26 protein-coding genes are annotated in these 24,946 nt (G+C 70.8%); 14 read left to right on the top strand and 12 right to left on the bottom strand.

The genetic code is table 11. The annotated features are described in order from the left end of the window. Nucleotides 1–50: 50 nt before the first annotated feature. Nucleotides 51–839 carry a VOC family protein gene (locus OG959_RS02420; RefSeq protein ID WP_326656301.1) on the top strand — a complete coding sequence of 263 codons (789 nt, stop codon included), beginning with the start codon at nucleotides 51–53 and terminating at the stop codon, nucleotides 837–839. Between the two features lie 98 nt (nucleotides 840–937). Further along, nucleotides 938–1,192: a WhiB family transcriptional regulator gene (locus OG959_RS02415; protein ID WP_148016933.1), complete on the top strand. Its 255-nt coding sequence runs from the start codon at nucleotides 938–940 to the stop codon at nucleotides 1,190–1,192. Nucleotides 1,193–1,326: 134 nt separating this feature from the next. On the opposite strand, the gene OG959_RS02410 is transcribed toward OG959_RS02415, so the two are convergent. The 4 genes from OG959_RS02410 to OG959_RS02395 all read right to left on the bottom strand — a co-directional run bounded on the left by OG959_RS02410 (nucleotide 1,327) and on the right by OG959_RS02395 (nucleotide 4,664). Further along, nucleotides 1,327–2,235 (bottom strand): chitosanase, encoded by a 909-nt coding sequence (locus tag OG959_RS02410; protein WP_326666168.1) that lies wholly within the window; start codon nucleotides 2,233–2,235, stop codon nucleotides 1,327–1,329. Between the two features lie 111 nt (nucleotides 2,236–2,346). Then, nucleotides 2,347–3,321, bottom strand: coding sequence for an acyl-ACP desaturase (locus OG959_RS02405; protein ID WP_326656300.1), 975 nt, complete (start codon nucleotides 3,319–3,321; stop codon nucleotides 2,347–2,349). Nucleotides 3,322–3,609: 288 nt separating this feature from the next. Continuing rightward, nucleotides 3,610–3,801, bottom strand: coding sequence for a hypothetical protein (locus OG959_RS02400; RefSeq protein WP_326656299.1), 192 nt, complete (start codon nucleotides 3,799–3,801; stop codon nucleotides 3,610–3,612). A gap of 11 nt (nucleotides 3,802–3,812) precedes the next feature. Then, nucleotides 3,813–4,664 carry a Scr1 family TA system antitoxin-like transcriptional regulator gene (locus OG959_RS02395; protein WP_326656298.1) on the bottom strand — a complete coding sequence of 284 codons (852 nt, stop codon included), beginning with the start codon at nucleotides 4,662–4,664 and terminating at the stop codon, nucleotides 3,813–3,815. Nucleotides 4,665–4,828: 164 nt separating this feature from the next. Here OG959_RS02395 and OG959_RS02390 point away from each other — a divergent pair, with 164 nt between their 5' ends. Further along, nucleotides 4,829–5,290: an ATP-binding protein gene (locus tag OG959_RS02390; protein WP_326656297.1), complete on the top strand. Its 462-nt coding sequence runs from the start codon at nucleotides 4,829–4,831 to the stop codon at nucleotides 5,288–5,290. A gap of 40 nt (nucleotides 5,291–5,330) precedes the next feature. Here OG959_RS02390 and OG959_RS02385 read toward each other — a convergent pair whose 3' ends face one another. Beyond that, a complete protein-coding gene (locus OG959_RS02385) occupies nucleotides 5,331–6,962 on the bottom strand; it encodes an ABC-F family ATP-binding cassette domain-containing protein (protein WP_326656296.1) in 1,632 nt (543 codons plus the stop codon). A 308-nt stretch (nucleotides 6,963–7,270) separates the two neighbouring features. Then, entirely contained in the window at nucleotides 7,271–7,687 is a 417-nt protein-coding gene (locus OG959_RS02380) for an SsgA family sporulation/cell division regulator (RefSeq protein ID WP_326656295.1), read from the bottom strand. Nucleotides 7,688–7,853: 166 nt separating this feature from the next. Here OG959_RS02380 and OG959_RS02375 point away from each other — a divergent pair, with 166 nt between their 5' ends. Next, nucleotides 7,854–8,945: a WD40/YVTN/BNR-like repeat-containing protein gene (locus OG959_RS02375; RefSeq protein ID WP_326656294.1), complete on the top strand. Its 1,092-nt coding sequence runs from the start codon at nucleotides 7,854–7,856 to the stop codon at nucleotides 8,943–8,945. A gap of 7 nt (nucleotides 8,946–8,952) precedes the next feature. On the opposite strand, the gene OG959_RS02370 is transcribed toward OG959_RS02375, so the two are convergent. After that, a complete protein-coding gene (locus OG959_RS02370) occupies nucleotides 8,953–9,246 on the bottom strand; it encodes a YciI family protein (RefSeq protein WP_326656293.1) in 294 nt (97 codons plus the stop codon). 44 nt (nucleotides 9,247–9,290) lie between these two features. Between OG959_RS02370 and OG959_RS02365 the strand changes: the two genes are divergently transcribed. Both OG959_RS02365 and mmpA read left to right on the top strand, forming a co-directional pair. Beyond that, nucleotides 9,291–9,968, top strand: coding sequence for an endonuclease V (locus OG959_RS02365; protein WP_326656292.1), 678 nt, complete (start codon nucleotides 9,291–9,293; stop codon nucleotides 9,966–9,968). An 81-nt stretch (nucleotides 9,969–10,049) separates the two neighbouring features. Further along, nucleotides 10,050–10,193 (top strand): morphogenic membrane protein MmpA, encoded by a 144-nt coding sequence (mmpA, locus tag OG959_RS02360; RefSeq protein WP_326656291.1) that lies wholly within the window; start codon nucleotides 10,050–10,052, stop codon nucleotides 10,191–10,193. A 22-nt stretch (nucleotides 10,194–10,215) separates the two neighbouring features. On the opposite strand, the gene OG959_RS02355 is transcribed toward mmpA, so the two are convergent. Next, nucleotides 10,216–11,406 carry a saccharopine dehydrogenase family protein gene (locus OG959_RS02355; protein WP_326656290.1) on the bottom strand — a complete coding sequence of 397 codons (1,191 nt, stop codon included), beginning with the start codon at nucleotides 11,404–11,406 and terminating at the stop codon, nucleotides 10,216–10,218. A gap of 205 nt (nucleotides 11,407–11,611) precedes the next feature. Between OG959_RS02355 and OG959_RS02350 the strand changes: the two genes are divergently transcribed. Genes OG959_RS02350 through OG959_RS02335 form a run of 4 tightly spaced genes read left to right on the top strand, consistent with a single transcriptional unit; the run spans nucleotide 11,612 to nucleotide 17,385 of the window. After that, nucleotides 11,612–12,772 carry a CaiB/BaiF CoA transferase family protein gene (locus OG959_RS02350; protein ID WP_326656289.1) on the top strand — a complete coding sequence of 387 codons (1,161 nt, stop codon included), beginning with the start codon at nucleotides 11,612–11,614 and terminating at the stop codon, nucleotides 12,770–12,772. After that, nucleotides 12,772–13,914, top strand: a complete 1,143-nt coding sequence (locus tag OG959_RS02345) for an acyl-CoA dehydrogenase family protein (RefSeq protein WP_326656288.1) — start codon at nucleotides 12,772–12,774, stop codon at nucleotides 13,912–13,914. The genes OG959_RS02350 and OG959_RS02345 overlap by 1 nt, the downstream gene beginning before the upstream one ends. A gap of 50 nt (nucleotides 13,915–13,964) precedes the next feature. Further along, a complete protein-coding gene (locus OG959_RS02340; protein WP_326656287.1) occupies nucleotides 13,965–15,179 on the top strand; it encodes an acetyl-CoA C-acetyltransferase in 1,215 nt (404 codons plus the stop codon). A 31-nt stretch (nucleotides 15,180–15,210) separates the two neighbouring features. Beyond that, nucleotides 15,211–17,385, top strand: a complete 2,175-nt coding sequence (locus tag OG959_RS02335; protein WP_326656286.1) for a 3-hydroxyacyl-CoA dehydrogenase NAD-binding domain-containing protein — start codon at nucleotides 15,211–15,213, stop codon at nucleotides 17,383–17,385. Between the two features lie 105 nt (nucleotides 17,386–17,490). On the opposite strand, the gene OG959_RS02330 is transcribed toward OG959_RS02335, so the two are convergent. Then, complete coding sequence (locus tag OG959_RS02330) at nucleotides 17,491–18,222, bottom strand: MerR family transcriptional regulator (protein ID WP_326656285.1); 732 nt, start codon at nucleotides 18,220–18,222, stop codon at nucleotides 17,491–17,493. Nucleotides 18,223–18,348: 126 nt separating this feature from the next. On the opposite strand from OG959_RS02330, the gene OG959_RS02325 reads away from it, so the two are divergent. Next, entirely contained in the window at nucleotides 18,349–18,825 is a 477-nt protein-coding gene (locus OG959_RS02325; RefSeq protein WP_326656284.1) for a macro domain-containing protein, read from the top strand. A gap of 211 nt (nucleotides 18,826–19,036) precedes the next feature. Beyond that, entirely contained in the window at nucleotides 19,037–19,669 is a 633-nt protein-coding gene (locus tag OG959_RS02320; RefSeq protein WP_326656283.1) for a TetR/AcrR family transcriptional regulator, read from the top strand. Here OG959_RS02320 and OG959_RS02315 read toward each other — a convergent pair. Further along, the gene (locus OG959_RS02315; RefSeq protein WP_326656282.1) at nucleotides 19,587–20,561 is read right to left on the bottom strand and encodes an oxygenase MpaB family protein; all 975 of its coding nucleotides are present in this window, start codon (nucleotides 20,559–20,561) and stop codon (nucleotides 19,587–19,589) included. The genes OG959_RS02320 and OG959_RS02315 overlap by 83 nt on opposite strands. A 284-nt stretch (nucleotides 20,562–20,845) precedes the next feature. Here OG959_RS02315 and OG959_RS02310 point away from each other — a divergent pair, with 284 nt between their 5' ends. Further along, the gene (locus OG959_RS02310) at nucleotides 20,846–21,727 is read left to right on the top strand and encodes an oxygenase MpaB family protein (RefSeq protein WP_326656281.1); all 882 of its coding nucleotides are present in this window, start codon (nucleotides 20,846–20,848) and stop codon (nucleotides 21,725–21,727) included. A gap of 54 nt (nucleotides 21,728–21,781) precedes the next feature. Here OG959_RS02310 and OG959_RS02305 read toward each other — a convergent pair whose 3' ends face one another. Together OG959_RS02305 and OG959_RS02300 are read right to left on the bottom strand one after the other, a co-directional pair. Then, on the bottom strand, nucleotides 21,782–22,825 hold the full coding sequence (locus tag OG959_RS02305; RefSeq protein WP_326656280.1) for a LacI family DNA-binding transcriptional regulator: 1,044 nt from the start codon (nucleotides 22,823–22,825) through the stop codon (nucleotides 21,782–21,784). A 62-nt stretch (nucleotides 22,826–22,887) separates the two neighbouring features. After that, nucleotides 22,888–23,412, bottom strand: a complete 525-nt coding sequence (locus tag OG959_RS02300; protein WP_326656279.1) for a GNAT family N-acetyltransferase — start codon at nucleotides 23,410–23,412, stop codon at nucleotides 22,888–22,890. Between the two features lie 170 nt (nucleotides 23,413–23,582). On the opposite strand from OG959_RS02300, the gene OG959_RS02295 reads away from it, so the two are divergent. Continuing rightward, nucleotides 23,583–24,905 carry a M14 family metallopeptidase gene (locus OG959_RS02295; RefSeq protein ID WP_326656278.1) on the top strand — a complete coding sequence of 441 codons (1,323 nt, stop codon included), beginning with the start codon at nucleotides 23,583–23,585 and terminating at the stop codon, nucleotides 24,903–24,905. Nucleotides 24,906–24,946: the final 41 nt, after the last annotated feature.

Genomic DNA, 24,946 nt, shown 5'->3' with positions numbered 1-24,946 from the left:
CAGTCAGGATTTCCTGCTGTGCGAGAACGGGACCACCGAAGGAGCGCACGATGCTCACCACCCGTTTTGTTGACGGATCCCCGAACTGGATGGATCTCGGTACACCGGATCTCGAGGGGGCCAAGGCCTTCTACACCCCTCTCCTCGGCTGGGACTTCGAAGCCGGAGGCCCCGAGACCGGTGGTTACGGGATGTTCCTGCTGGACGGGAAGACGGTCGGCGGCGCGATGACGGTCACCGAGGAGCAGGCGAAGCCGTCCTGGTCGGTGTACTTCCGGTCGGCGGACGTCGCGGCCACCGCACAGTCCGTGCGCGACGCCGGCGGGGCGGTGCCGTTCGAGCCGATGGACGTCCTGGAGTACGGCCGGATGGGCGGGTTCACCGACCGGGCCGGGGCGTACTTCGGCGTCTGGCAGCCGAAGCAGAACCCGGGCCTCGGCGTCGTGAACGAGCGGGGCAGCCTCTGCTGGGCCGAGCTCTACACCCCGGACGTGCCGGCCGCCGCGGCGTTCTACGACGCCGTCTTCGGCTGGGACACCATCCAGACGCCCTATCCCGGCGGTGGCGGGGCGTACACCGTCATCAGGACGGCGGGTGGCGGTGAGGAGACCTCGTTCGGCGGACTCGTCCCGCTGGACGCCGTGCCCGTCAGGGCAGCCGCCGGGCCGCACTGGCTGCCGTACATCGAGGTCGAGGACTGCGACGCCGCCGCTGCGGCGGTCGAGCAGCTGGGCGGCAAGCTGACGCTGGAACCGACGGATATGGAGGGCGTGGGCACCTTCGCCGACGTCGAGGATCCGTACGGCGCCGCGTTCGCCGTGATCAGGAGCGTCCAGTGACCGGTGCGCCGCGACCGGTTCGCCCCGGCGGCCGATGCGTCGCCGGCGATTGATGGATCGTTGATCAGTCGTTTATCGCGGCAGGGCACTGTGTGCCCATGCTGATCAACACCGCGACCGACCCCGCTCTCGCCTGGCAGGAGACAGCGCTGTGCGCACAGACGGGGCCCGAGTTCTTCTTCCCCGCCCCCGGCAGCTCCACCCGTGAGGCAAAGCAGCTCTGCAACGCCTGCGAGGGACGTCTGGCCTGCCTGGAGTACGCACTCGACAACGACGAGCGCTTCGGCGTGTGGGGCGGTCTCTCCGAGAAGGAGCGCGACCGGCTCCGCAGAGTCGAGCGCGACCAGGCGTGAACGCTTCCTCACCGTGGGGCACTCCGGCCTTCCGCGCATCGGCCCTCCGACGGCCGCCCTCGCGCAGATGGCGTCGGAGCTGATCAGACAGGACGCGCGGGCATAACCGCGCCCGAGGGGAGCCGGACGCCGGATCAGGACGGGATACGGAAGGTCTCGCCGTACATCTTCCAGGTCAGCGGCGGTTCGAGTGCCAGGTTCCCGTCCTCCAGGAACACCCGCTGGGCGGTGTCGAGGCGCGAGGTGTCCTGCTGGTTCTTCTTCGACTTCATCACGGTCCGTGCCGCTTCGAGGAAGGCGTCCAGATAGGCCGTCTCGTCGCCGCCCTCCGCGACCGTGTCCGCCTCTTCCGCGGTTGCCTTCCGGATGCCGTAGAAGGAGTCCGCCTCGGATCCGGGCCCCTGGAGCACCATGGCGTCGAAGTAGATGTACTGACCCAGGGTGCCGAGCCCGTCCAGTTTCGCCAGATGGACGGCCGGTTCGAAGTACTGCTTCAGCCGGACCAGGTCCTGGGCGGTGCGGAAGGCGGGGTCCTCGGCCGACTTCTTCCACGCGGCCGTGAAACCGGGGTCCAGCCCCTCGTGCGAAGCGGTGCCGTCGACCTCGCGCAGCGCCGGGACGAACGGTGCCAGGGGACTGTCCGGGTGGTCCGCGGTGAATGCCTCGACGAACGTGAGCATGTCGTGCGTACTGGAGCAGAAGCCGACGATTCCGGCGTTGTAGCCGGTGCCGTCGCCGGTGTCCTCGATCGTGGCGTACTGGCTGCGCCAGTCCAGGGTCGATCCCTCCGCGCTGGCCAGCAGCTGCCAGGCGATCTCGCGCATCTTCGGCTCGGCCAGCCCCGGGGGCATCGCGGCGACGCGTGCGTTGAGTGCGCGCCGTTCCTCGTCGTCCGCCGCGGCGAACGGGTCGGCCGGTGCGGACGCGGTGACCGACGCCTTCGCGGTGGGCGAGCTCGTGGGCAGCTCCGCGTCGCCGCCGCTGTTGAAGAGCAGGGAGACGACGATGACTATCGGCGCACCGAACAGAACAACACGGGTCACAGGTTTCACCGGCACAGAGTACGGTCCGCGCAGCCCGGGGGAGGGCTCACCCCCGCACGGGGGCGGACCGAGGAGGTCCGCCCCCGTGCGGGGGGACAGCTGGACCGGCCGTCAGGCCTGGGCGCGGGCCGCCATGCGAGCCTTGCGCGCGGCGAGCTTCTCGTCGAACTTCGACGCCTCGCTGTCCAGGCCGTTCATGTACAGACCGAGTTCCTCCTGCGCCTGGAGGCCCTCCGGGCCCAGACCGTCGATGTCCAGCACCTTCAGGTAGCGCAGCACCGGCTGGATCACGTCGTCGTGGTGGATCCGCATGTTGTAGATCTCGCCGATCGCCATCTGCGCGGCGGCCCGCTCGAATCCGGGCATGCCGTGGCCGGGCATCCGGAAGTTCACGACGACATCGCGCACGGACTGCATGGTCAGGTCCGGGGCGAGCTCGAAGGCCGCGCCGAGGAGGTTGCGGTAGAAGACCATGTGCAGGTTCTCGTCGGTCGCGATCCGCGCCAGCATGCGGTCGCAGACGGGGTCGCCCGACTGATGCCCGGTGTTGCGGTGCGAGACCCGGGTCGCCAGCTCCTGGAACGCCACGTAGGCGACGGAGTGCAGCATCGAGTGGCGGTTGTCGGACTCGAAGCCCTCCGCCATGTGCGCCATCCGGAACTGCTCCAGCTTGTCCGGGTCCACGGCGCGCGACGTGAGCAGGTAGTCGCGCATCACGATGCCGTGGCGGCCCTCCTCGGCCGTCCAGCGGTGCACCCAGGTGCCCCAGGCGCCGTCACGGCCGAAGAGCGAGGCGATCTCGTGGTGGTAGCTGGGGAGGTTGTCCTCGGTCAGCAGGTTCACGACCAGGGCGATCTTGCCGATGTCGGTGACCTTGGACTGCTCGGCCTCCCAGGCCTGGCCGTCCTCGAAGATGCCGGGGAAGTTCCGGCCGTCGGAGAACGGTACGTACTCGTGCGGCATCCAGTCCTTGGCGACCTTGAGATGGCGGTTGAGTTCCTTCTCCACCACCTCTTCCAGCGCGTACAGCAGTTGGGCGTCGGTCCACGCCTGCGAACTGCCGAGGTGGGGAGAGGTGATCGTCACGGGGGCTCCTGGGGACGGGAGAATTGCCTACGGCTTCGTAGGTTACGAGACCGTAGGTTAAAGCGGCAGTAAGGCCCCCGCCAAGCCCGTCCGGGCGACAGTCGTTCACTCAGTGTCATAAGTGCAGGTCAAGCGTGTATACGGAGGGTCAGGGAGGTGTGCGGGCAGGGTGTGAGGCCGGGAGGAAATCGAATGATCGGCCGGGCCGTGCCCCCGTGGCGATGAGCTCTGAACAGTCGGCGTACTCGGAGCGCAGCGCGTGAGGGGGCGCGGTCGGGGCGGGCCGGATCAGAGCAGGTGGTCAGCCGCACCCGCCTTCACCGCGAAGATCAGTGCCTGCAGCGCTTCCACGGAGTCGCTCACGTAGCTGGCCTGGTCCGTCGTGGAGCCGATGTAGGCGCGGCCCTGGTCGTCGAGTCCGAATCGGAAGCAGTTCGCGCCCTCGCTGCAGAAGGCTTCGTCCCAGCAGATGTCGTTCATGGTCTCTCTCCTCAGAGGTCCTGGGCTATGCATCGGATGAAGTCACGCGATTCCTCGACCGGCAGCGCGAGCGTACGCAGGCGCTCCAACAGGCCCCGGTACCGGCGCAGTTGCATATCCGCGTCCAGCAGCATCGAACCGTGCGAGGAATCGAGCTGCACGGTATCGAGCTGCGGGACCGCCGCGCCGACATAGGTGAACGACTGTCCGGCCCCAGGGAAACCGCCTGCGGCGAAGGGGATGGCCCGGACGGTGATCCGGCTGCGCTCGGACTGGTCGAGAATGTGTTCCAGTTGTGCCCGGGTGACCTTGGGGCCGCCGAACTGCATCCGCAGCGCGGCCTCGTGGACCACCGCCTCGTACAGCGGCGGCCGGTCCCGTTCGAGCACTTCCTGGCGGCGCAGCCGCAGGGAGAGCCGGGCCATCAGGTCCGGGCCGGGCAGCCGGGGGTCGGCGGTGTCGAAGACCGCGCGCGCGTGTTCCTCGGTCTGCAGCAGGCCGGGGATGTGGGTGGTCGTGGCGGTGTTCAGCTCCACTGCGTGGAACTCGAGTTCGGCGATGTCCAGCAGGCTCGGCAGCAGGAGGCCGCGATGCTCCTCCCACCAGCCCCTGGCCCGCTCCGTCGCCATCTCCGCCAGCAGGTCCACGAGGCCCGTGTCCGGGCAGCCGTAGTTGAAGGCCAGGGTGCGGACCCGCTCGGCGCTGATGCCGAACCGGCCGGACTCGATGTTGGGGATACGGGTGCGGTCGACGCCCAGAAGCGCCGCGGCCTGCTGTGCCGTCATCCCCGACTGCTCGCGCAGCTTGCGCAGTTCGTACCCGAGGCGTTGTTGTCGTGCGGTCGGAGTGGTCCTGGGCGGCACGGTGTGTGTCCTTCCGGGGTGGGCGGCGAAATGACCGGAACCACACAAGTAGTAGCACTGTGCTCCAGGCGTGCGCTACGGTCGGTAGCGCAAGTCTCACACGGGGCGACCGCGCCCCTGTGTGTGATCGTCACCACACGTATCAGAAATGTGAGCAGCACTTGATGAAGGGCGCACTGCGTTGTCTCCCGGCCCTCGCACCCGCCGGACCACAACCACCGGCGGCGAACAACCTCAGCTACTCGTTCGCCCTGCCGGGCGGCGCCTTCTGCGCGGGCCTCGCCCGCCGCGCCGTGGATGAACTGCTCAGCCGGCACGGTCTTGCCGAACTCGCCGAGACGGCGGTCCTCGCCACCTCGGAACTCGTCGCAGCCGCCTATCGCTTCACGCCGGACCGGGAGATGCTCCTGCGGGTCCACTGGCAGTTCGACGCGCTGCGGATCACCCTCTACGACCAGCACCCGGTCCATGCGTCGCCCGAGAAGTCCGAGGAGTGCCGGGAACACCGCAGCGCCAGCATGTGGCTGCTGGCCGCCGCGGTGGACGAACACGGCGGGGACTGGGGGCTGGCCCCCGCGCTGACGGCCTCCGGCGGCTCCAAGACCTGGGCGTTACTCCACCGCTAGCCCTGCCACCCGCGCGAACCTCCCACCCCCGCCCCGCACCTCACAGTCCGGCGCGCACCGCCTCGGCCGTGGTGTCCCGGATCCCGCCGTCGAGCAGCAGCCAGCGCGTGATCCCGAGCGATTCGAGGAACGGCACATCGTGGCTCGCCACGATCAACGCACCCTCGTACGCGTCGAGTGCCACTGTCAGCCGGCGCACACTCGCCATGTCCAGGTTGTTCGTCGGCTCGTCCAGCATCAACAGCTGAGGCGCCGGTTCGGCCAGCAGCAGTGAGGCCAGAGCGGCACGGAACCGCTCGCCGCCCGACAGTGTCCCGGCGGCCCGGTCCGCCCGGGCGCCCCTGAACAGAAAATGGGCCAGTCGCGCCCTGATCCGGTTGTCCGTGGCATCCGGTGCGAACCGCGCCACGTTCTCCACCACGCTCAAGTCGTCGTCCAGCACATCCAGCCGCTGGGGCAGGAAGCGCATCGGCAGGTGCACCGACGCCTCACCGGACACCGGTGCCAGGTCACCGGCCAGTGTCCGCAGCAGCGTGGTCTTGCCCGCTCCGTTACGTCCCACGAGCGCGATGCGCTCCGGGCCGCGTACCTCGAACGAGCCCTGCACCCGTGCCCCGTAGGCGAGCTCCAGATCGCTCAGCAGCAGCACGCCCTGGCCCGGATGGACCTTGGTGTGCGGCAGTTCGACCCTGATCTCGGCATCGTCCCGCACCGCTTCGACAGCGTCGTCGAGGCGCTCCTTCGCCTCGGCCAGCTTCTCCGTGTGCATGATGCGGTGCTTGCCCGCCGACTCCTGGGCCGAGCGCTTGCGCGCACCCATGACGATCTTCGGTTCCCGCTTGCTCTCCTGCATCTTCTGTCCGTAGCGCTTGCGCCGCGCCAGTTTGACCTGGGCCTCGGCGAGTTCGCGCTTCTGCCGGTGCACATCGGCCTCGGCGACCCGCACCATGCGCTCGGCTGCCTCCTGCTCCACGGCGAGCGCCTCCTCGTACGCCGAGAGGTTCCCGCCGTACCAGGTGACCGAGCCCTCCCGCAGATCGGCGATCTGGTCGACGCGCTCCAGAAGCTCCCGGTCGTGGCTGACGACGACGAGGACGCCGTTCCACGCGTCGACCGCCGCGTAGAGGCGGCCGCGTGCGTACAGATCGAGGTTGTTCGTCGGTTCGTCCAGCAGCAGTACGTCCGGCCGGGCCAGCAGCAGCGCCGCCAGGCGCAGCAGCACGCATTCGCCGCCCGACATCTCACCGATCGTGCGGTCGAGCCCGATGTGGCCGAGGCCGAGCTGGTCGAGCGTGGCGAGCGCGCGCTCCTCCACGTCCCAGTCGTCACCGACGGCGGCGAACCGCTCCTCGGTGACATCGCCCGCCTCGATGGCGTGCAGCGCCGCACGGGTCCCGTCGATGCCCAGGGCGGCGTCGACGCGCAGCGCGGTGTCCAGGACCAGGTTCTGCGGCAGGTAACCGACCTCGCCCGCCGCCCTGATGTGGCCTTCGACGGGGGTGAGTTCACCGGCGATCAGCCGCAACAGGGTCGACTTGCCCGAGCCGTTGAGCCCGATGAGCCCGGTACGGCCGGGGCCCACGGTGAGGTGGAAGTCATCGAGCACCGGACTGCCGTCGGGCCAGGCGAAGGAGAGCGACGAGCAGGTGATGTGGGTGAGGGGGGTGGACACAAGGAACTCCCGGTTGCGAGGAAGGACAGGGGCAACGGGGCGAGACACCGGTCACTGGCTTTCCACGGAAGTGATTCCGGAAGACGAGAAAAGGAAAGGCCCTGGTCGCGGAGGACGGCTCGGAGAGCTGAGGTCACACTCGGGCACGCGGACATGTGCGGACATGACACGGCGTGCGACACGGTGTCTCAAGACCTCAGACGAGCAACGTCCTACTCCTATCGGCGACAACAAGGACATCAACGAAGGTACGGCGGTCCCCGGGACGGGGCAAGCGAATTACCGGGCCCGGCCCCGACGCGACGGGGTCAGCAGGAACCGCCGAGCAGGTGCGCCAGACTCCGGTCCAGGTCCAGGAAACGGTGCTCCTCCCCGGCAGGGACGAGTTCCTGGGCGCGCCGCAGGAAACGGCGCAGCTCCGCCGTGCGCACGTGCACCATGGCGATGCCCTCGGCGGCGTGGAACTCCAGCACGGTGCGGTCGTACCCGAAGGGCCTGACGCGTACGTCCCCGACCCCCGCCGACGCTTCCATCCCGGCCGCCAGCAGCTCCCGGGAGAACTCCCAGGACACCTCGGTTCCCTCCAGCGTCGCCGGTGCGGGGAACGCCATGCGTACGGCGAAGGGGTCCGTGCGGTCGTAGCTCAGTACTGCGGGAAGCGTTTCCATCCGGGGTGCGGATGCGACCATGCGGGCCTGTACGGACTGTTCGATTACGGTGGACAAGACCTGCTCCCTCTCGCGACGCTCCTGTACAGACGACGGAACCGGTCGATCCGTGCATCGGAGCACGGGGTGAGTTACGTCACCGCACACCGCCGCATGCACAGGTGCCCGTTTCCCGGCGATGCACCCTGGACGGCGCCCGGTCCGTGGATTAGCTTCCAGCGCCATGAAGCCCATGGGGAAGACGCGACGACTGATGTCACTGGGACTGTGCGGGGCCGCGCTGGCCGCCGCGCTGGCCGCACCCGCGGCCCAGGCGGCACCCGGCGAACGGCACGGTCCGGCCTGGACGCCCACCGATACGGGCACCGACGCCCGCTTCCGAGGCCTCGCCGCCGTCAGCAGCCGTACGGCGTGGCTCGCGGGCTCGCAGGGCACCGTGCTGCGCACCACCGATGGCGGCGCACACTGGCGCGACGTCTCACCGCCCGGTGCGGCCGACGAGGCACTGGAGTTCCGCGACATCGAGGCCTTCGACGCCCGGCGGGCAGTGGCCCTGGCCATCGGCGAGGGAGAGGCTTCCCGGGTGCTGCGTACAAAGGACGGCGGGGTCACCTGGACCGAGTCGTTCCGCAACACCGACGCACGCGCGTTCTACGACTGCCTGACCTTCTTCGACAGCCGCCACGGCCTCGCCATGAGCGACCCCGTGGACGGGCGGTTCCGCATCCTGTCCACCGCCGACGGGGGCCGCAGCTGGAACGTGCTGCCCAGCGCCGGCATGCCGCAGGCGCAGACCGGTGAGGCGGGGTTCGCAGCCAGTGGACAGTGCCTGGTCAGCGCCGGTCCCAAGGACGTCTGGCTGGCGACCGGCGGGGCGGCCACCGCCCGGATCCTGCACTCGGGCGACCGCGGACTGACCTGGACCGCGACAGCGTCGCCGATCCCGGCCGGCGACCCGGCACGCGGCGTCTTCGGCCTCGCGTTCCGGGACCGCACCCATGGCATCGCGGTCGGCGGTGACTACCGCGCCGACCAGGCGTCGCCCCGCGCCTCGGCGGTCACCGCCGACGGCGGCCGCGGCTGGCAGCCGTCCCGTACGCCGCCCGCCGCCTACCGCTCCGGCGTCGCCTGGCTGCCGCACAGCCGCTCGGCCGCACTCGCGGTCGGCCCGGCCGGCACCGACCTCACCACGGACGGCGGCCGCACCTGGCGCCCGGTCGACACCGGGTCGTACGACACGGTCGACTGCACCACGGACGGCAGCTGCTGGGCGGCCGGTGAGAAGGGGCGGGCCGCACGCGCGTTCGTCCGCTGAGAGGCCCCTACACCTGCTGACGGTAGGGAGCGAGCGCGTCCGACGTCTTCGTCGCGATGAACTCCGTGATCCGGTACGCACAGACGCCGTGCACGACGAAGGGGTCGGACGCCACGAGCCGTTCGATCGCGGCCCGGTCGCCGCCGACCGCGAGAATCACCCCGCCCTCGCGGGGGTTCTTGCGGCCGGAGGCGATGAACACCCCGGCCGCGTACTGGACGTCGAGCCAGGCGACGTGATCCTCCATCACCGCATCGACGCGGTCCAGTGGGGCGGTGTACGACAGATCGAGAACGAACATGATCCAGAGGCTACGGGAGCGGCCTGCCTAAACTGTCCGGCACCATGACGACACTTCGGATACCCGCCGACGAGGCCGAGGCGCGCGCCCTCCAGGACACCCTGCGTACCCGGGTGGTGCTCGACGAGCCCGGGCCGCCGCCGGGCAGCGGCACGGTGACGGGCGTGGACGTCGCCTACGACGACGAGCGCGATGTCGTCGTGGCGGCGGCCGTCGTCCTGGACGCGGCCACGCTGGAGGTGGTGGCGGAGGCCACCGCCACCGGGCAGGTCACCTTCCCGTACATCCCGGGACTCCTCGCCTTCCGCGAGATCCCCACCGTGCTGGCCGCGCTCGAGTCCCTGTCCGTCGACCCGGGGCTCGTCGTCTGCGACGGCTACGGACAGGCGCACCCCCGACGCTTCGGCCTCGCCAGCCATCTGGGCGTGCTCACCGGGCTCCCGGTCATCGGCGTCGCGAAGAACCCGTTCACCTTCTCGTACGAACAGCCCGGCCCCCACCGCGGCGACCGGTCGCCGCTGCTGGACGGGGACGAGGTGGTGGGGCAGGCGTTGCGCACCCAGGACGGCACGAAACCGGTGTACGTCTCGGTCGGGCACCGTACCGGCCTGGACAACGCCTGCGCGCACACGCTGCTGTTGGCCCGCGGCTTCCGTCAGCCGGAGACGACCCGCAGGGCCGACGCGCTGTGCCGGCGGGCGCTCCGGGAAGCCACCGGCTGAGGGCCGGCGCGAACAGGGGGTCCGGGCGTCTGAGTATCTGTACGGATAGCGCCCGGCGATCATGGTCGGCAGTCTGGACGCATGAACGCATCTCGCTCAACCGCTCGAACCGCACCCCTTCACCCTGCTCAGCGCCGTGTGGCGGTGGGCATGCTGATCGGGGGTGCGGTCGGCTTCGTCTGGGCCGGGGCGATGCTCTACACCCTGGCCTCCTGGATCCTCTGAGCCCTGTCCGCCCGGTGACGCGTCAGCGCACGGCCGCCACCCGGAAGCGCAGACCCGCCCCGCGCAGCCGCTCCAGCAGGGCGTCTCCCATGGCGACCGCCGTGGTGACCTGGCCCGAGGCCGGCGGGAGCTCGTCCAGCGCCAGGCACAGCGCCGACTCCGCCAGCATCTTCGCCGTCTCGTCGTAACCCGGATCGCCGCCCGACACCTCGGTGAAGACCCGGCGGCCCCCGCCCTCGCCGACGAACCGGACGGTGAACCAGCTCCGGCGGCGGCGCTCCTCGTCCGGGCCCGACCCCGGCTCGTAGCGGTCCATCAGCCAGTTCCGTAGGGCCGGCAGCTGCGCCGCGCCGAGCAGGGCGCCCAGGGCCGCCGTGCCGCCCAGGGCCACCGGCAGATGCTTGACCGAGGCGTAGTGCCGGTAGCGGAAGTCGGGGCCGTAGCGGGGGAGCGCGCGGGCCGAGCGCCTGACGATCTGCGCGTCGAGGGTCGGCAGCGGAAGCGCCCAGGTGCCGGTCTCCGAGCTGAAGCGCGGCCCGCCGAGCGGGGCGGCGGCGCGGCGGGCGACCAGCCGGGGCTCGTGCAGCCGGCGCTCCCTCGCGGCGCTCAGCATCTGCGGGCCGCGGCCCATCGCGGTGAGCGCGGAGGCGAACGTACCGCCCGAGAAGACGGCGTTGGAGCGGACGAACCCGTCGATGCGGAGCGGGACGTCCTCGGGCAGTTGCAGGACCGTGAAGTACGCGCCCAGATCGTGCGGTACGGAGTCGAAACCGCAGGCGTGCACGATCCGGGCCCCGGTCTCGCGGGCCCGGGCGTCGTGCTCCAGATACATCCGGTCGGCGAACTCCGGTTCGCCCGCGAGATCCGTGTAGTCCGTTCCCGCCTCCGCGCAGGCCGCGACCAGCTTCTCCCCGTACCAGACGTACGGGCCGACGGTCGTGGCCACCACATGGGTGGACTCGGCCAGTTCGCGCAGAGCGTCCGCGTCGTCGGCGTCGGCGTGCAGCAGCGGGAGGTCCGCGCAGTGCGGATGCAGTGCGGTGAGCCGGTTGCGCAGCTGCTCGAGTCTGGCGCGGTTGCGGCCGGCCAGGGCCCAGCGGCAGCCGTCCGGGGCGTGGGCCGCCAGATATCCGGCCGTGAGCTCACCCACGAAACCGGTGGCGCCGAAGAGGATCACGTCATAGGGGCGTGATGCCCCGTTCTGCCTGTTCACGAGTGCCTCCGCAGGGGCCGGCGCCGATGTAGCAGGCAGAGGGTAGCGGAGCCGTACGTGGCGCTGTGCGGGAGGGGAGGCTTCGTGCGAGAGGATCCCGGGGAGAGAAACTAAGCGCTTGCTCGCTCCAAGGGGTTGTGCGGAGCGCGGTGCGTTCTTAGCATCATCGATGTTACATCAGTTGTGTCATACCGCTGGGAGCTCGATGGCAACGACAGGGAACGGCTCGCACGGTCCGCGCGGCCCGCTGGCCGGGGTGCGCGTGGTCGAGCTGGCGGGCATCGGGCCAGGCCCGTTCGCCGCGATGCTCCTGGCCGATCTCGGCGCCGACGTGGTGCGTGTCGACCGGCCCGGCGGGGCCGGTCTCGGCATCGACCCGGCCCACGACCTCACCAACCGCAACAAGCGCTCCGTCCTCGTCGACCTCAAGGACCCGGCCGGTCCGGACACCGTCCTGGACCTGGCCGAGCGTGCCGACGTGCTGATCGAGGGGTACCGGCCCGGAGTGGCCGAACGCCTGGGCGTGGGCCCGGACACCTGCCTGGCCCGTAATCCCCAGCTCGTCTACGGACGGATGACCGGCTGGGGCCAGGAGGGCCCGCTCGCCGAACGGGCCGGGCACGACATCGCCTACATCGCGGTCACCGGCGCCCTCTCCATGATCGGCGAGCCGGAGGAGCCGCCCGTCGTCCCCGCCAACCTCCTCGGCGACTACGCGGGCGGTTCGCTCTACCTCGTCGTCGGCGTCCTCGCCGCCCTCCAGCACGCCCGAACGCCCGGCGGCTGTGGACAGGTCGTCGACGCGGCGATCGTCGACGGCACCGCGCACCTCACCATGATGATCCAGGGCATGCTGCAGGCCGGCGGCTGGCAGGACCGGCGCGGCTCCAACCTGCTGGACGGCGGCTGCCCGTTCTACGGCTCGTACGAGACCGCCGACGGCGCGTACATGGCCGTCGGCCCGCTCGAGAAGCGGTTCTACGCCGAGTTCACCGAACTCCTCGGCATCGCGGAGACGGCCCCCGACCGGGGCGACCTCGCCCGCTGGGACGAGCTGCGCCATGTCGTCGCCGCCCGGTTCCGCACCCGGACCCGTGCCGAGTGGACCGAGGTCTTCGAGGGCTCGGACGCCTGCGTGGCCCCGGTCCTCTCCCTGCGTGAAGCACCCCACCACCCGCACCTGGCCGCCCGCTCCACCTTCGTCGAACACGGCGGACTCATCCAGCCCGCGCCCGCCCCCCGGTTCTCGGCCACGCCCTCCTCGGTGCACAGCGGACCGGCGCGGCCCGGCGCGGACACCGAAGCCGTCGCCGCCGACTGGGGCGTACCGGCCCTGCGGAACACCCGGAAGGACACGACCGACTGATGCAGCGGCAGATCTTCACCGAGGAGCACGACGCGTTCCGCGAGACGGTCCGCACCTTCCTGTCGAAGGAGGTGCTTCCGCACTACGAACAGTGGGAGAAGGACGGCATCGTCTCGCGCGAGGCCTGGCGCGCCGCCGGACGGCAGGGGCTGCTCGGCCTCGCCGTACCCGAGGAGTACGGGGGCGGCGGGAACACCGACTTCCGCTACAGCGCCGTCCTCGCCGAGGAGTTCACCCGGGCCGGCACCCCCGGACTCGCGCTCGGGCTGCACAACGACATCATCGGCCCCTACCTCACCGGTCTGGCGACCGAGGAACAGAAGCGGCGCTGGCTGCCCGGCTTCTGCGGCGGCGAGATCATCACCGCCATCGCGATGACCGAACCCGGCGCAGGCTCCGACCTCCAGGGCATCCGCACCACCGCCGAGGACAAGGGCGACCACTGGCTGCTCAACGGCTCCAAGACGTTCATCTCCAACGGCATCCTCGCCGACCTGGTGGTCGTCGTCGCGAAAACCACCCCGGACGGCGGCGCGAAGGGCCTCTCGCTGATCGTCGTCGAGCGCGGCGCCGAGGGCTTCGAGCGCGGCCGCAACCTCGACAAGATCGGCCAGAAGTCCCAGGACACCGCCGAACTGTTCTTCCACGACGTGCGCGTCCCCAAGGAGAACCTCCTCGGCGAACTCGACGGCGCCTTCATCCACCTGATGACCAACCTGGCCCAGGAACGGATGGGCATAGCCGTCGCCGGGATCGCCGCCGCCGAGCACCTCCTGGAGATCACCACCACCTACGTCAAGGAGCGCGAGGCCTTCGGCCGGCCGCTCTCCAAGCTCCAGCACATCCGCTTCGAGATCGCCGAGATGGCCACCGAGTGCGCCGTCACCCGCGCCTTCCTCGACCGGTGCATCGTCGACCACTCGGACGGGAAACTCGACGCCGTACACGCCTCCATGGCGAAGTGGTGGGCGACCGAACTGCAGAAGCGTGTCGCCGACCGGTGCCTCCAACTCCACGGCGGATACGGCTACATGGCGGAGTTCCCGGTAGCCAGGGCCTTCACCGACGGCCGGATCCAGACCATCTACGGCGGCACGACCGAGATCATGAAGGAGATCATCGGCCGCTCGCTGCTCGCCTGACCGGGCCCCCGTCACCCCTGTTGCGCAACCACCTTCGAAAGGCAGCTGTCTTGAGTACCGAAGCATTCGTCTACGACGCGATCCGCACCCCGCGCGGCCGCGGCAAGGCCAACGGGGCCCTGCACGGCACCAAGCCGATCGACCTCGTCGTCGGCCTGATCCACGAACTCCGCGACCGCTTCCCGGGCCTGGACCCGGCGGCGATCGACGACATCGTCCTCGGCGTGGTCAGCCCGCTCGGCGACCAGGGCTCCGACATCGCGCGCATCGCCGCCATCGCGGCCGGCCTGCCCGACACCGTCGCCGGAGTCCAGGAGAACCGCTTCTGCGCCTCGGGCCTGGAGGCCGTCAACCTGGCTGCCGCCAAGGTCCGTTCGGGCTGGGAGGACCTCATCCTCGCGGGCGGCGTCGAGTCGATGTCCCGCGTCCCGATGGGCTCCGACGGCGGTGCCTGGGCGATGGACCCGATGACCAACTACGAGACCGGTTTCGCACCGCAGGGCATCGGCGCCGACCTCATCGCCACCATCGAGGGCTTCTCGCGCCGGGACGTCGACGAGTTCGCCGCCCTGTCGCAGGAGCGCGCCGCCGAGGCGTGGAAGGACAACCGCTTCGCGCGTTCCGTCGTCCCCGTCAAGGACCGCAACGGTCTCGTCGTCCTCGACCACGACGAGCACATGCGCCCCGGCACCACCGCCGACTCCCTCGCCGCGCTCAAGCCGTCGTTCGCGGCGATCGGCGAGATGGGCGGGTTCGACGCGGTGGCGCTGCAGAAGTACCACTGGGTGGAGAAGATCGACCACGTCCACCACGCGGGCAACTCCTCCGGCATCGTCGACGGCGCCGCCCTCGTCGCGATCGGCTCGAAGGAGATCGGTGAGCGCTACGGCCTCACCCCGCGTGCCCGGATCGTCTCCGCCGCCGTCTCCGGCTCCGAGCCCACCATCATGCTCACCGGGCCCGCGCCCGCCACCCGCAAGGCGCTCGCGAAGGCCGGACTGACCATCGACGACATCGACCTCGTCGAGATCAACGAGGCCTTCGCCGGCGTCGTCCTGCGCTTCGCCCGCGACATGGGGCTCCCGCTCGACAAGATCAACGTCAACGGCGGCGCCATCGCACTCGGTCACCCGCTCGGCGCCACCGGCGCGATGATCCTCGGCACCCTGATCGACGAACTGGAGCGGCGCGACAAGCGCTACGGCCTCGCCACCCTGTGCGTGGGCGGCGGTATGGGCATCGCCACCGTCATCGAGCGTCTCTGACCGTCCCCCTTCCTACGGAGAAGACAGACACATGACCGAGAGCACGACCATCCGCTGGGAACAGGACGAGACCGGCGTCGTCACCCTCGTACTCGACGACCCCAACCAGTCCGCCAACACGATGAACCAGGCCTTCCGGGACTCCATCGAGGCCGTCGCCGACCGGGCCGAGGCCGAGAAGGACTCGATCCGGGGCATTATCTACGCCTCCGCCAAGAAGACCTTCTTCGCGGGCGGAGACCTCAAGGACATGATCAGGATCGGCCCCGAGAACGCGCAGGCCGCGTTCGACGCCGGCACCGCGATCAAGAGGTCGCTGCGCCGCATCGAGACCCTCGGCAAGCCCGTCGTCGCCGCCATCAACGGCGCTGCCCTCGGCGGCGGTTACGAGATCGCCCTCGCCTCCCACCACCGCATCGCCCTCGACGCCCCCGGCTCCCGCATCGGCCTGCCCGAGGTCACCCTCGGCCTGCTGCCCGCAGGCGGCGGCGTCACCCGCACCGTACGCCTCATGGGCATTGCCGACGCGCTGCTCAAGGTGCTGCTCCAGGGCACCCAGTACACCCCGCGGCGCGCCCTGGAGAACGGCCTGGTCCACGAGGTTGCCGCCACCCGCGAGGAGATGCTGGAGAAGGCCCGCGCCTTCATCGACGCCAACCCCGAGTCCCAGCAGCCCTGGGACGTCAAGGGCTACCGGATCCCCGGCGGCACCCCGTCGAACCCCAAGTTCGCCGCGAACCTGCCTGCCTTCCCGTCCAACCTGAGGAAGCAGCTCGCCGGTGCGCCCATGCCCGCGCCGCGCAACATCCTGGCCGCGGCCGTCGAGGGCTCGCAGGTCGACTTCGAGACGGCGCTCACCATCGAGGCCCGCTACTTCACCGAGCTGGTCACCGGCCAGGTCTCGAAGAACATGATCCAGGCGTTCTTCTTCGACCTCCAGGCCGTCAACTCCGGCGCCAGCCGCCCCAAGGGCATCGAGGAGCGCCAGGTCCGCAAGGTCGCGGTCCTCGGCGCCGGGATGATGGGTGCGGGCATCGCGTACTCCTGCGCCCGGGCCGGCATCGACGTCGTCCTCAAGGACGTCTCCACGGAGGCCGCCGCCAAGGGCAAGGCGTACAGCGAGAAGCTGCTCGACAAGGCGCTGTCCCGGGGCCGCACGACCGAGGCGAAGCGCGACGAGCTGCTCGCCCGCATCACCCCGACCGGTGACCCGGCCGACCTCGCCGGCTGCGACGCCGTCATCGAGGCCGTGTTCGAGGACACGGGGCTCAAGCACAAGGTCTTCCAGGAGATCCAGGACGTCATCGAGCCGGACGCCCTCCTCTGCTCCAACACCTCCACGCTGCCCATCACGGTGCTGGCCGAAGGGGTCTCGCGCTCCGCCGACTTCATCGGGCTGCACTTCTTCTCGCCCGTCGACAAGATGCCGCTCGTCGAGATCATCAAGGGCGAGAAGACCGGCGACGAGGCACTGGCCCGCGCCTTCGACCTGGTCCGCCGGATCAAGAAGACGCCGATCGTCGTCAACGACTCGCGCGGCTTCTTCACCTCGCGCGTCATCGGGCAGTTCATCAACGAGGGCGTCGCCATGGTCGGCGAGGGTGTCGAGCCGGCCTCCGTCGAGCAGGCGGCCGCCCAGGCGGGCTACCCGGCCAAGGTGCTCTCCCTGATGGACGAGCTGACGCTCACCCTGCCCCGCAAGATCCGCAACGAGACCCGCAAGGCCGTCGAGGAGGCGGGCGGCAGCTGGGCCGGCCACCCCGCGGACGCGGTCATCGACCGGATGGTCGACGAGTTCGGCCGCCCCGGCCGCAGCGGCGGCGCGGGCTTCTACGAGTACGACGAGAGCGGCAAGCGCACCCGCCTCTGGCCCGGGCTGCGCGAGCACTTCGGCACCAAGGCGGACACGGGCATCTCCTTCACCGACATGCAGGAGCGGATGCTCTTCTCCGAGGCCCTGGACAGTGTCCGCTGCCTGGAGGAGAACGTCCTGATCACCGTCGCCGACGCCAACATCGGCTCCATCATGGGCATCGGCTTCCCGGCGTGGACCGGCGGGGTGCTCCAGTACATCAACGGCTACGAGGGTGGCCTGCCCGGCTTCGTGGCCCGCAGCCGCGAACTCGCCGAACGGTACGGTGACCGGTTCCTGCCGCCCGCGCTGCTCGTGGAGAAGGCGGAGAAGGGCGAGACCTTCCGCGACTGACGACGCCACGACTGCCGAAGCCACGACTGCCGAAGCCACGACTGCCGAGGCCACGACTGCCGAGGCCACGACGGGCCGCACCCACCGGTGCGGCCCGTCAGGCCGCTACTCGGCCGCGAAGGCGGCCCGCAGCTCCTCCTTGAGCGAGCGCTGGAACGCGGTCACGAGCGCCTGCAGCACCAGCGGCTGCATGTGCGCGGACAGCGACTTCATCGCTTTGAGGTGCTCCGGATCCGACTCCCGCTCCCGGTACGGACCCCACACCTCGTCCCGGAAGAGCCGGCTGAGCTCGTGCGCGACCGACCGGGTGTGTTCCAGCAGGACCGTACGGGCGGCGAGGATCGTCTCGTGCGCGATCGGCACGTCGAGGAGCTCCACACCGAGCCGCAGCAGCCCCGGGTCCACCCGGTACACACCGTCGTCCGCTCCGGACCGCTCCAGCACTCCCATCGCGGCCAGCCGGTCGATGTCCTCCTGCGTCAGCGGCCGCCCCGAGCGGCGTTCCAGCTCCGCACGGGTCGCGTCCTCCGCCGAGTCGGGCGCCCACGACGCCACCAGGGCCCGGTGGATGGCCAGATCGTGGGCGCTCAGGTCGGGCGGCAACTGCTCCAGATAACGTTCGATCGCGGCGAGCGTCATGCCCTGGTGCTGGAGCTCCTCGATGAGGGCCAGCCGGGAGAGGTGCTCGTGCCCGTAGTGCCCGACCCGGCGCGGCCCGATGACCGGGGGCGGCAGCAGCCCCCGGGTGCTGTAGAAGCGCACCGTGCGCACGGTCACCCCGGCGCGCGCCGCCAGCTCGTCGACGGTGAGCTTCGGCTCCTCGCCCTCGGTCGCCATGTCTGCTCCTCGTGTCCGCCTGCGGATGGGCTGCCGGGTGCGTGCGCCCTCCGGTGCAACAGTATTGCTGTCTCACCAATGATGTGAAAGAGCCTGGATGTCAGTGGGCCCGCCTAGCCTGGTCCCATGCCCGAGATCACTTACGTACGCGGCGACGCGACCTCTCCCCACGGCAAGGGCGTCAAGCTGATCGTCCATGTCTGCAACGACCTCGGCGGATGGGGGAAGGGGTTCGTCCTGGCCCTCTCGCGCCGCTGGCCGGAACCCGAAGCGGCGTACCGCCGATGGCACAGGGAGCGCGCGGGCAACGACTTCGGCCTCGGCGCCGTGCAGTTCGTGCAGGTGAGCCCGTACGTCTGGGTGGCGAACGCCGTGGGCCAGCGAGGGATGCGCACGGGAAGCGGCGGGGTCCCGGTGCGTTACGAGGCGATCGACAGCGCGCTGGGGGCGGTGGCGGACCGGGCGGCCGAGCTGGGGGCCTCGGTGCACATGCCGCGGATCGGCTGCGGGCTGGCGGGCGGGAAATGGTCCCGGATCGAGCCCCTGGTCGAGAAACGGCTGGCCGGACGGGGCATACCGGTGACGGTGTACGACTTCGGCTGAGGCCGTTCATCCGGACCGGACGAGGACGCGGTCTCCCGTCTGTCCGTGTCTCCTTCTCCTCCGGTCCAGGGCCGGCCCCGCCCTCGGTGACGGCGGGTGCGTCGTCGGGCTGGACACCACCGCCGCGCACACGTGGTCACAGGGCTACGGGGCTACGGGAGGATCACTCCGTATCTATGGTGGGGTGGAAGCCGCGGAACGGGGAGGGCCCATGACGGCACGGAGCACCGACGGGACACGGCTGGCCGTGGCGCTCAGCGCGACTCCGCCCTCCGACGCGCTGAACGAGCAGATCCTGGACGCCGCACGCGAGCAGTTCATGACCTTCGGGCTGCGCCGCTCCACCGTCGACGACGTCGCCAAGCGCGCCAAGGTCTCACGGGTCACCGTGTACCGGAGGATCGGCAACAAGGACAGCCTCGTCTCCGCCTGTCTGCTGCGCGAGTACCGCCGCTTCCTGGTGGAGGTGGACGACGCGGTGGCCGCGCTGCCGACCACGGAGGACCGGCTCGTCGAGGGCTTCACCGCGGTGCTGCGCCACATCCGCGAGCATCCGCTCGTCGGCGGTCTGCTGCGGCTGGAGCCCGAGACCATGCTGCCGTTCCTGACCCTGGAGAGCGGCCCGGCCTTCCTCGCCATCCGCGCGTACCTGGCCGACCGGCTGCGTGAGGCCCGGCGGGCGGAGGGCCGGCCGGCGGCCGATCCGACGCCGGTGGCCGAACTGATGGTGCGGATCACCGTCTCCTTCCTCCTCAGCCCCGTCAGCTGTTTCCAGCTCGACGACGACACTCAGGTGCGGGAGTTCGCCCGCCGCTATCTGGTGCCGCTGCTCGCGGCCGGCTAGATCCGTCGGGGGTTTCGCCGGCCTCGTCGGGCAGCGGCTCCAGGGGGCGGTTGCGGGCCCAGTGCGGCCCGAGGTCGTCGAGCCGCCAGCCGAAGGGGTACGAACGGGGCTGCGGGCGCGAGGGCAGGCGGCGCGGCCGGGCCGGCAGCCGGCGTACGCACTGGGCGCGCAGGCGCAGGGCCGCCGACGCCGAGGTCCGTGCCCACCTCGGCTGCGGCCGGAAGCCCAGCGCCCTCAGCAGCGGCTCGTCGAGCAGCGCGAGCGAGAACCTCGCCACCAGGGGCCGTAACGGGCGCGGATACCAGCTCGCCATGACGCGGAAGGTGGCGTTGGCGACCCGCCGGTTCGCCGGGTCGTACGCGAACATCTGCGCCTCGTACGAGTCGAGGAGCGCCTCGAACCCCTCGTACGTGTCGGGCGCTCCCTCGATTCCCATGACGGCCGCCATTTTGCGGCCGGTCTCCACCAGCGCCTGGATCTCCTGCGGGCACAGGGGACGCCAGCCGAACCGGTCGATCCAGCGCTTCGGCCCCACGACGGTGGTCGCGAGGACATAACGGAAGTCCTCGTTCGGGATGCTGTACTTCCCGTGGATCCGGTTCAGATGGCGCGCGGCCGCGCGCCCGCGCTCCGAGTCGAAGCCGTCGGCCGCCATCTCGTACCCGATCAGCACCGTGTCGTCGTACCGCTTCTGCCCGGCCCGTTCGAACTCCTGGGTCCGGTCGAGGAGCACCGAGATCCGGGGGACGCCGTAGTCCCGGAGAAAGGCGACGCTCACCCCCTGCCGGTAGTCCCAGGGGAACTCGTACTGGGAGATCAGCCGAAGGATCTCGGCGTAGTCGCGTGCCGGATCCATCCGGCGTATCTCGTGCAGGCGGCTGTATCGGCCCATGGTGCGCTCTCCTGTCCGGGTACCGACTCCCCGCGGGGACCGCTGCCTTGTGCTGTCGCTGTCGTGAGGGCCAACACCCCTGACTCTTAAAAAATGTGATGGCCCGTCTGGTCGGGGGAGTCAAAGTTACAAATACTATTGACTTGTTTCACCGGCCCCGTCAACACGGCCGACGGCGGGTGTTCCGAGGGGCCGGTGCGCAGGGATCCGGACACGCTCGCATACTGGATCACGCAGGGCGCCGGGCGCCGGACCGCGCGCCCGCCGACCGTCGGGAGCACCACATGAGCAGCGGGAGCGCCAGGGGCGCGGATCCGGTACCGCCCCCGCCCGGGGGCGTGCTGTGGAGCCTGTCCGGTGACATCCGGGCCCTGCTGATGCTGCCGGCGGCCCTCACCCTCCAGGTCGCCCACCCCGCGGTCGGCGCGGGCGTCGACGAGCACTCCGTGTTCCGTACGGACCCGTGGGGTCGCGGGGAGCGTTCGCTGACCTCGCTCCAGCTCTGGGTGTACGGGGGAGAGGAGGCCGCGGAGGAGGGGCGCAGGCTGCGCCGGCTGCACCGCACGATCCAGGGCACCGACACCCGCGGCCGCCCGTACCACGCCCTGTCGCCGGCGAACTACGCATGGGTGCACGCGACCGGGTTCCCCGTGTACCGGCACGGGGCGCGGTACCTCCTGAGGCCGCTCGGCCGGGACCAGGAACGGGCCCTGTACCGGGAGTGGCTCCAGGTGGGCCGCGTGCTCGGCATCCACGACCGGGACATGCCGCGGACGATCGAGGAGTTCTGGCCCTACTACCGCGGCATGCTCGCCGACGAGATCGAGCGGACCGCCGTCGTCGAGGAGCTCGTCGGCACCGGCGCCCCGGTGCCGCCCCCGGACCGGGGACCGTTGGCTCTCCGGCTGCTGTTGAAGGCCCTGTGGCCGGTGCTGCTTCCGCCGCTGGCCCGGTTCCGCGGCTTCCTCACCGTCGGGCTCATGCCGCCGGACGCCCGCGAGGCGATCGGCCTGGAGTGGTCGGAGGTCCAGGAGCGCAGGCTGCGGCGGTTCTGCGCCGTGGTGCGGGTGGTCGTGCCGGTGCTGCCGGAGAGGCTGCGGTATCTGCCGCGGGCGCGGCGGGCACGGGCGGCCCACCGGGACGCGATGCGGCGCGGCGGCTGCTGACCGCCCTCGGCCCGCTCATCGGCCACCGGGCGGCGCAGACATGCGCCGGCGCGGTCACGCGGAGGCGCGGCGGATCAGCTGGGTCGGGATGATCATCGAATCGGCGTCGGTGTGCCCGTCGTTGAGCCGCTCCATGAGAAGCCGGACCATCAACCGGCCCATTCCTTCCACATCCTGACGGACCGTCGTCAGCGGGGGATCGGTGGCCTCGGCCACCGACTCCAGATCGTCGAACCCCACCAGGGCCACGTCCTGCGGCACCCGGCGACCGTGCTCGCGCAGCACTCTCAGTGCGCCGGAGGCCATCAGGTCGTTGGCGGCGAAGACGGCGTCCAGTCCGGGCCGCCGCTCCAGCAGCTGGGCCATCGCCCGCGCTCCGCCCTCGGTGGTGAAGTCGCCGTCCGCGACGAGGGCGGGGTCGCCGCCGGGCAGTACGTCGGCGTAGCCGTCGATCCGGTCGAGCGCCGACGTCTGGTCGCGCGGGCCCGCGATGTGCGCGATGGTCCGGCGGCCGAGCGAGACCAGGTGGCGTACGGCCTCACGGGCACCACCGCGGTTGTCGCAGTCCACATAGGGGACCGCGAGCTCGGATGCCGCGCCCGGCCGTCCCGGGCGGCCGCCGTAGACGGTGGGTACCCGGAACCGGCGGATGACCGAGGGCAGTTCGTCATCGGTGTGCAGCGAGAAGGCGAGCACCCCGTCGACATGGCCGCCGGCCAGGTAACGGGTGACCCGCTCGAAATCGCCGCTGCCCTCCACCAGAAGCAGCACCAACTGGGCATCGTGCACGCCAAGTTCACGGCTGATGCCGCGGATGTGCTGGGAGAAGAAGGGGTCGGAGAAGATCCGGGCCTCGGGTTCGTCGATGATCACGGCGACTGCGCCGTTGCGCCGCGTCACCAGGGTCCGGGCCGCGTGGTTCGGAATGTAGCCGAGCTCCTCCACGGCCTTGCGGACCCGGTCCACCAGCGGCTGCCGCACCCCCGCACCGCCGTTCACCACCCGTGAGGCGGTCGCCCGGGAGACTCCGGCGCGGGCCGCCACCCCCTCCAGCGTGGGGCGCGCGTCGTGAGGGGGACCGGGGGTCGGACCGGGCAAGGGACGCTCCTGGGAGGCGCGGGAAGAGGCAGGGAACGGCGGTGAGCGCGAACCTCGTCACCTTAGACCGGCCGGGGCGTGGCCACCGGGTCGGCGGAAAGGTCGATGGTGAACGCCACCCGGTCGAGTCCGGGGCCGTCGTAGTCCGGCTTCACCGCGGAGACCGTGAAGCCGAGCCGGGTGTGGAACGCCTGCGACGCGGTGTTCTCCGGGCTGGTGATGCACCGCACGCAACGGCGCCCGTGGGACCGGGCGAGCGTGAAGAAGGCCCTGTAGAGGGCGCGGCCCACACCTTGTCCGTGCAGGGCCGGGTCGACGCCGACGAAGTGCACGTAGGCGGTCTCGGGTTCGGTCTGCGACAGGAAGCCGACCAGGAACGCGGCCACCTCGCCACCGTCGCCTTCGACCAGGAAACCGGTGCTCGTGAAGTGCTGGAAGTACAGCCGGGGCAGCAGCAACGCGCGTTCCGCCGACCCCGCTTCCCCCTTGAGCCCGCCCCACCACGAGTCCAGTACGGCGAGTACGCGGAGGTGGTCGTCCTCGGCAAGGTGCCGGGCCACCAGGCCGGCGGGAAGGTCATCGATCATCCGGGCAGTCTGCCATCCCGCGGGAGAGGCGTCGCGTACACGGTCGCGCGACGCCTCCCGTGAACCGGCCGCGGGCCGAACCCCGCGCAGGTCTGTCGCGCGGGGCACCGCAGGGGGTACCTTCCGCGCATGCCGATACGTGTACGGCGCGCGGCCCGGCGAACGGACCGATGACCCGACCCGGGCCGAACCGCCCCCGCAGGCCCTCCGGCCGCGCCCGCGTCCGTGACCTCACCCTGACGGCCGTCGCCGCCGCACTCGCCGTCGCCCTGGTCACCGCGCCCTCCGAGGCGGCGCACACCCCGCCCCGTACCGGCTTCGAGTCGGCCGCCGGTGCCCGGTGGACCAGCTCCGACGAGGAACGCTCGCTGCTCGCCGCCGCCGACCGCCACAGCGACCGGGTGAGCGTGGAGCGGATCGGCACGACCGGGGAGGGACGGCCCCTGCGCCTCGTCCGGATCGGCGGCGGCCGCCGGGCCACCCTCACCGTGCTGCTGGTCTGCAGCCAGCACGGCGACGAACCGGCCGGCCGCGAGGCCTGCCTGACGACGATCCGCGACCTCGCCTACGCCACGGACCCGGTGACCCGCGCCTTCCTCTCCCGTACCGAGATCCTCGTCCTGCCCACCGCCAACCCCGACGGCCTGGCCGCCGGCACCCGTGGCAACGCCGACGGACTGGACGTCAACCGCGACCACATCGCCCTGCGGACCGCCGAGGCCCGCGCCCTGGCCGCCGTCATCAGGGACCGTACCCCCGAAGTCGTCGAGGACCTCCACGAGTACAGCGCCACCCCGCCGTACTACGACAAGGACCTCTACGCCCTCTGGCCCCGCAACCTCAACGCCGACGAACGGGTGCACGACGCATCCGAGCGTCTGGTCGAACGCCATGTGCGTCCGGCCCTGCTGGACGCGGGATTCAGCAGCGGCCGGTACGGGGTCTGGACCGACCCGCTGACCGGCGGTCCGCTCAGACAGACCGCAGGTGACGGACAGGAACGCATCCTGCGCAACACGACGGCCCTCAAGCACGCGGTCGGCCTGCTGGTCGAATCCCGTGCGGACGCGCTCTCCGACGCCGAACGGGCCGATCCCGCCGCGGGGCAGCGCCGTCGTGTCCATTCCCAACGCGTCGCACTCACCGCGCTCTTCGCCTACGCCGACGGAGAACGCGACCGTATCCGCGCCGCCACCGCACGATCGCGCGCGGCAGGGCTCGCCGACCGGGGGCCGGTGTTCCTCGGGGGAGCGGACAACGAGGCGGCGGAGCCCGGTGAGATCCTCGCCGACCCGCCCTGCGGCTACCGGCTGACGGCCGACCGCTACGCCGACGTGCAGGATGAACTGGCCCTGCACGGCGTCACGTCCCGGCCCGACGGCGACGGCAGGTATGTGACCCTGCGGCAGCCCGCCCGGAGGCTGATTCCGCTCCTCCTGGACCGGAGGGCGACATATCACCTCACAAACGGTCAAGCCGATACCGCTTGTTGATACCGGGAGATGTACACCGTGTGTGGTACTGCCTACGGAGA

This window comes from Streptomyces sp. NBC_00385 (assembly GCF_035917155.1).
Lineage (GTDB): Bacteria > Actinomycetota > Actinomycetes > Streptomycetales > Streptomycetaceae > Streptomyces > Streptomyces poriferorum.
Note: the sequence above shows the minus strand (reverse complement) of the source record. Positions and strands in the feature narration are given on the sequence as shown.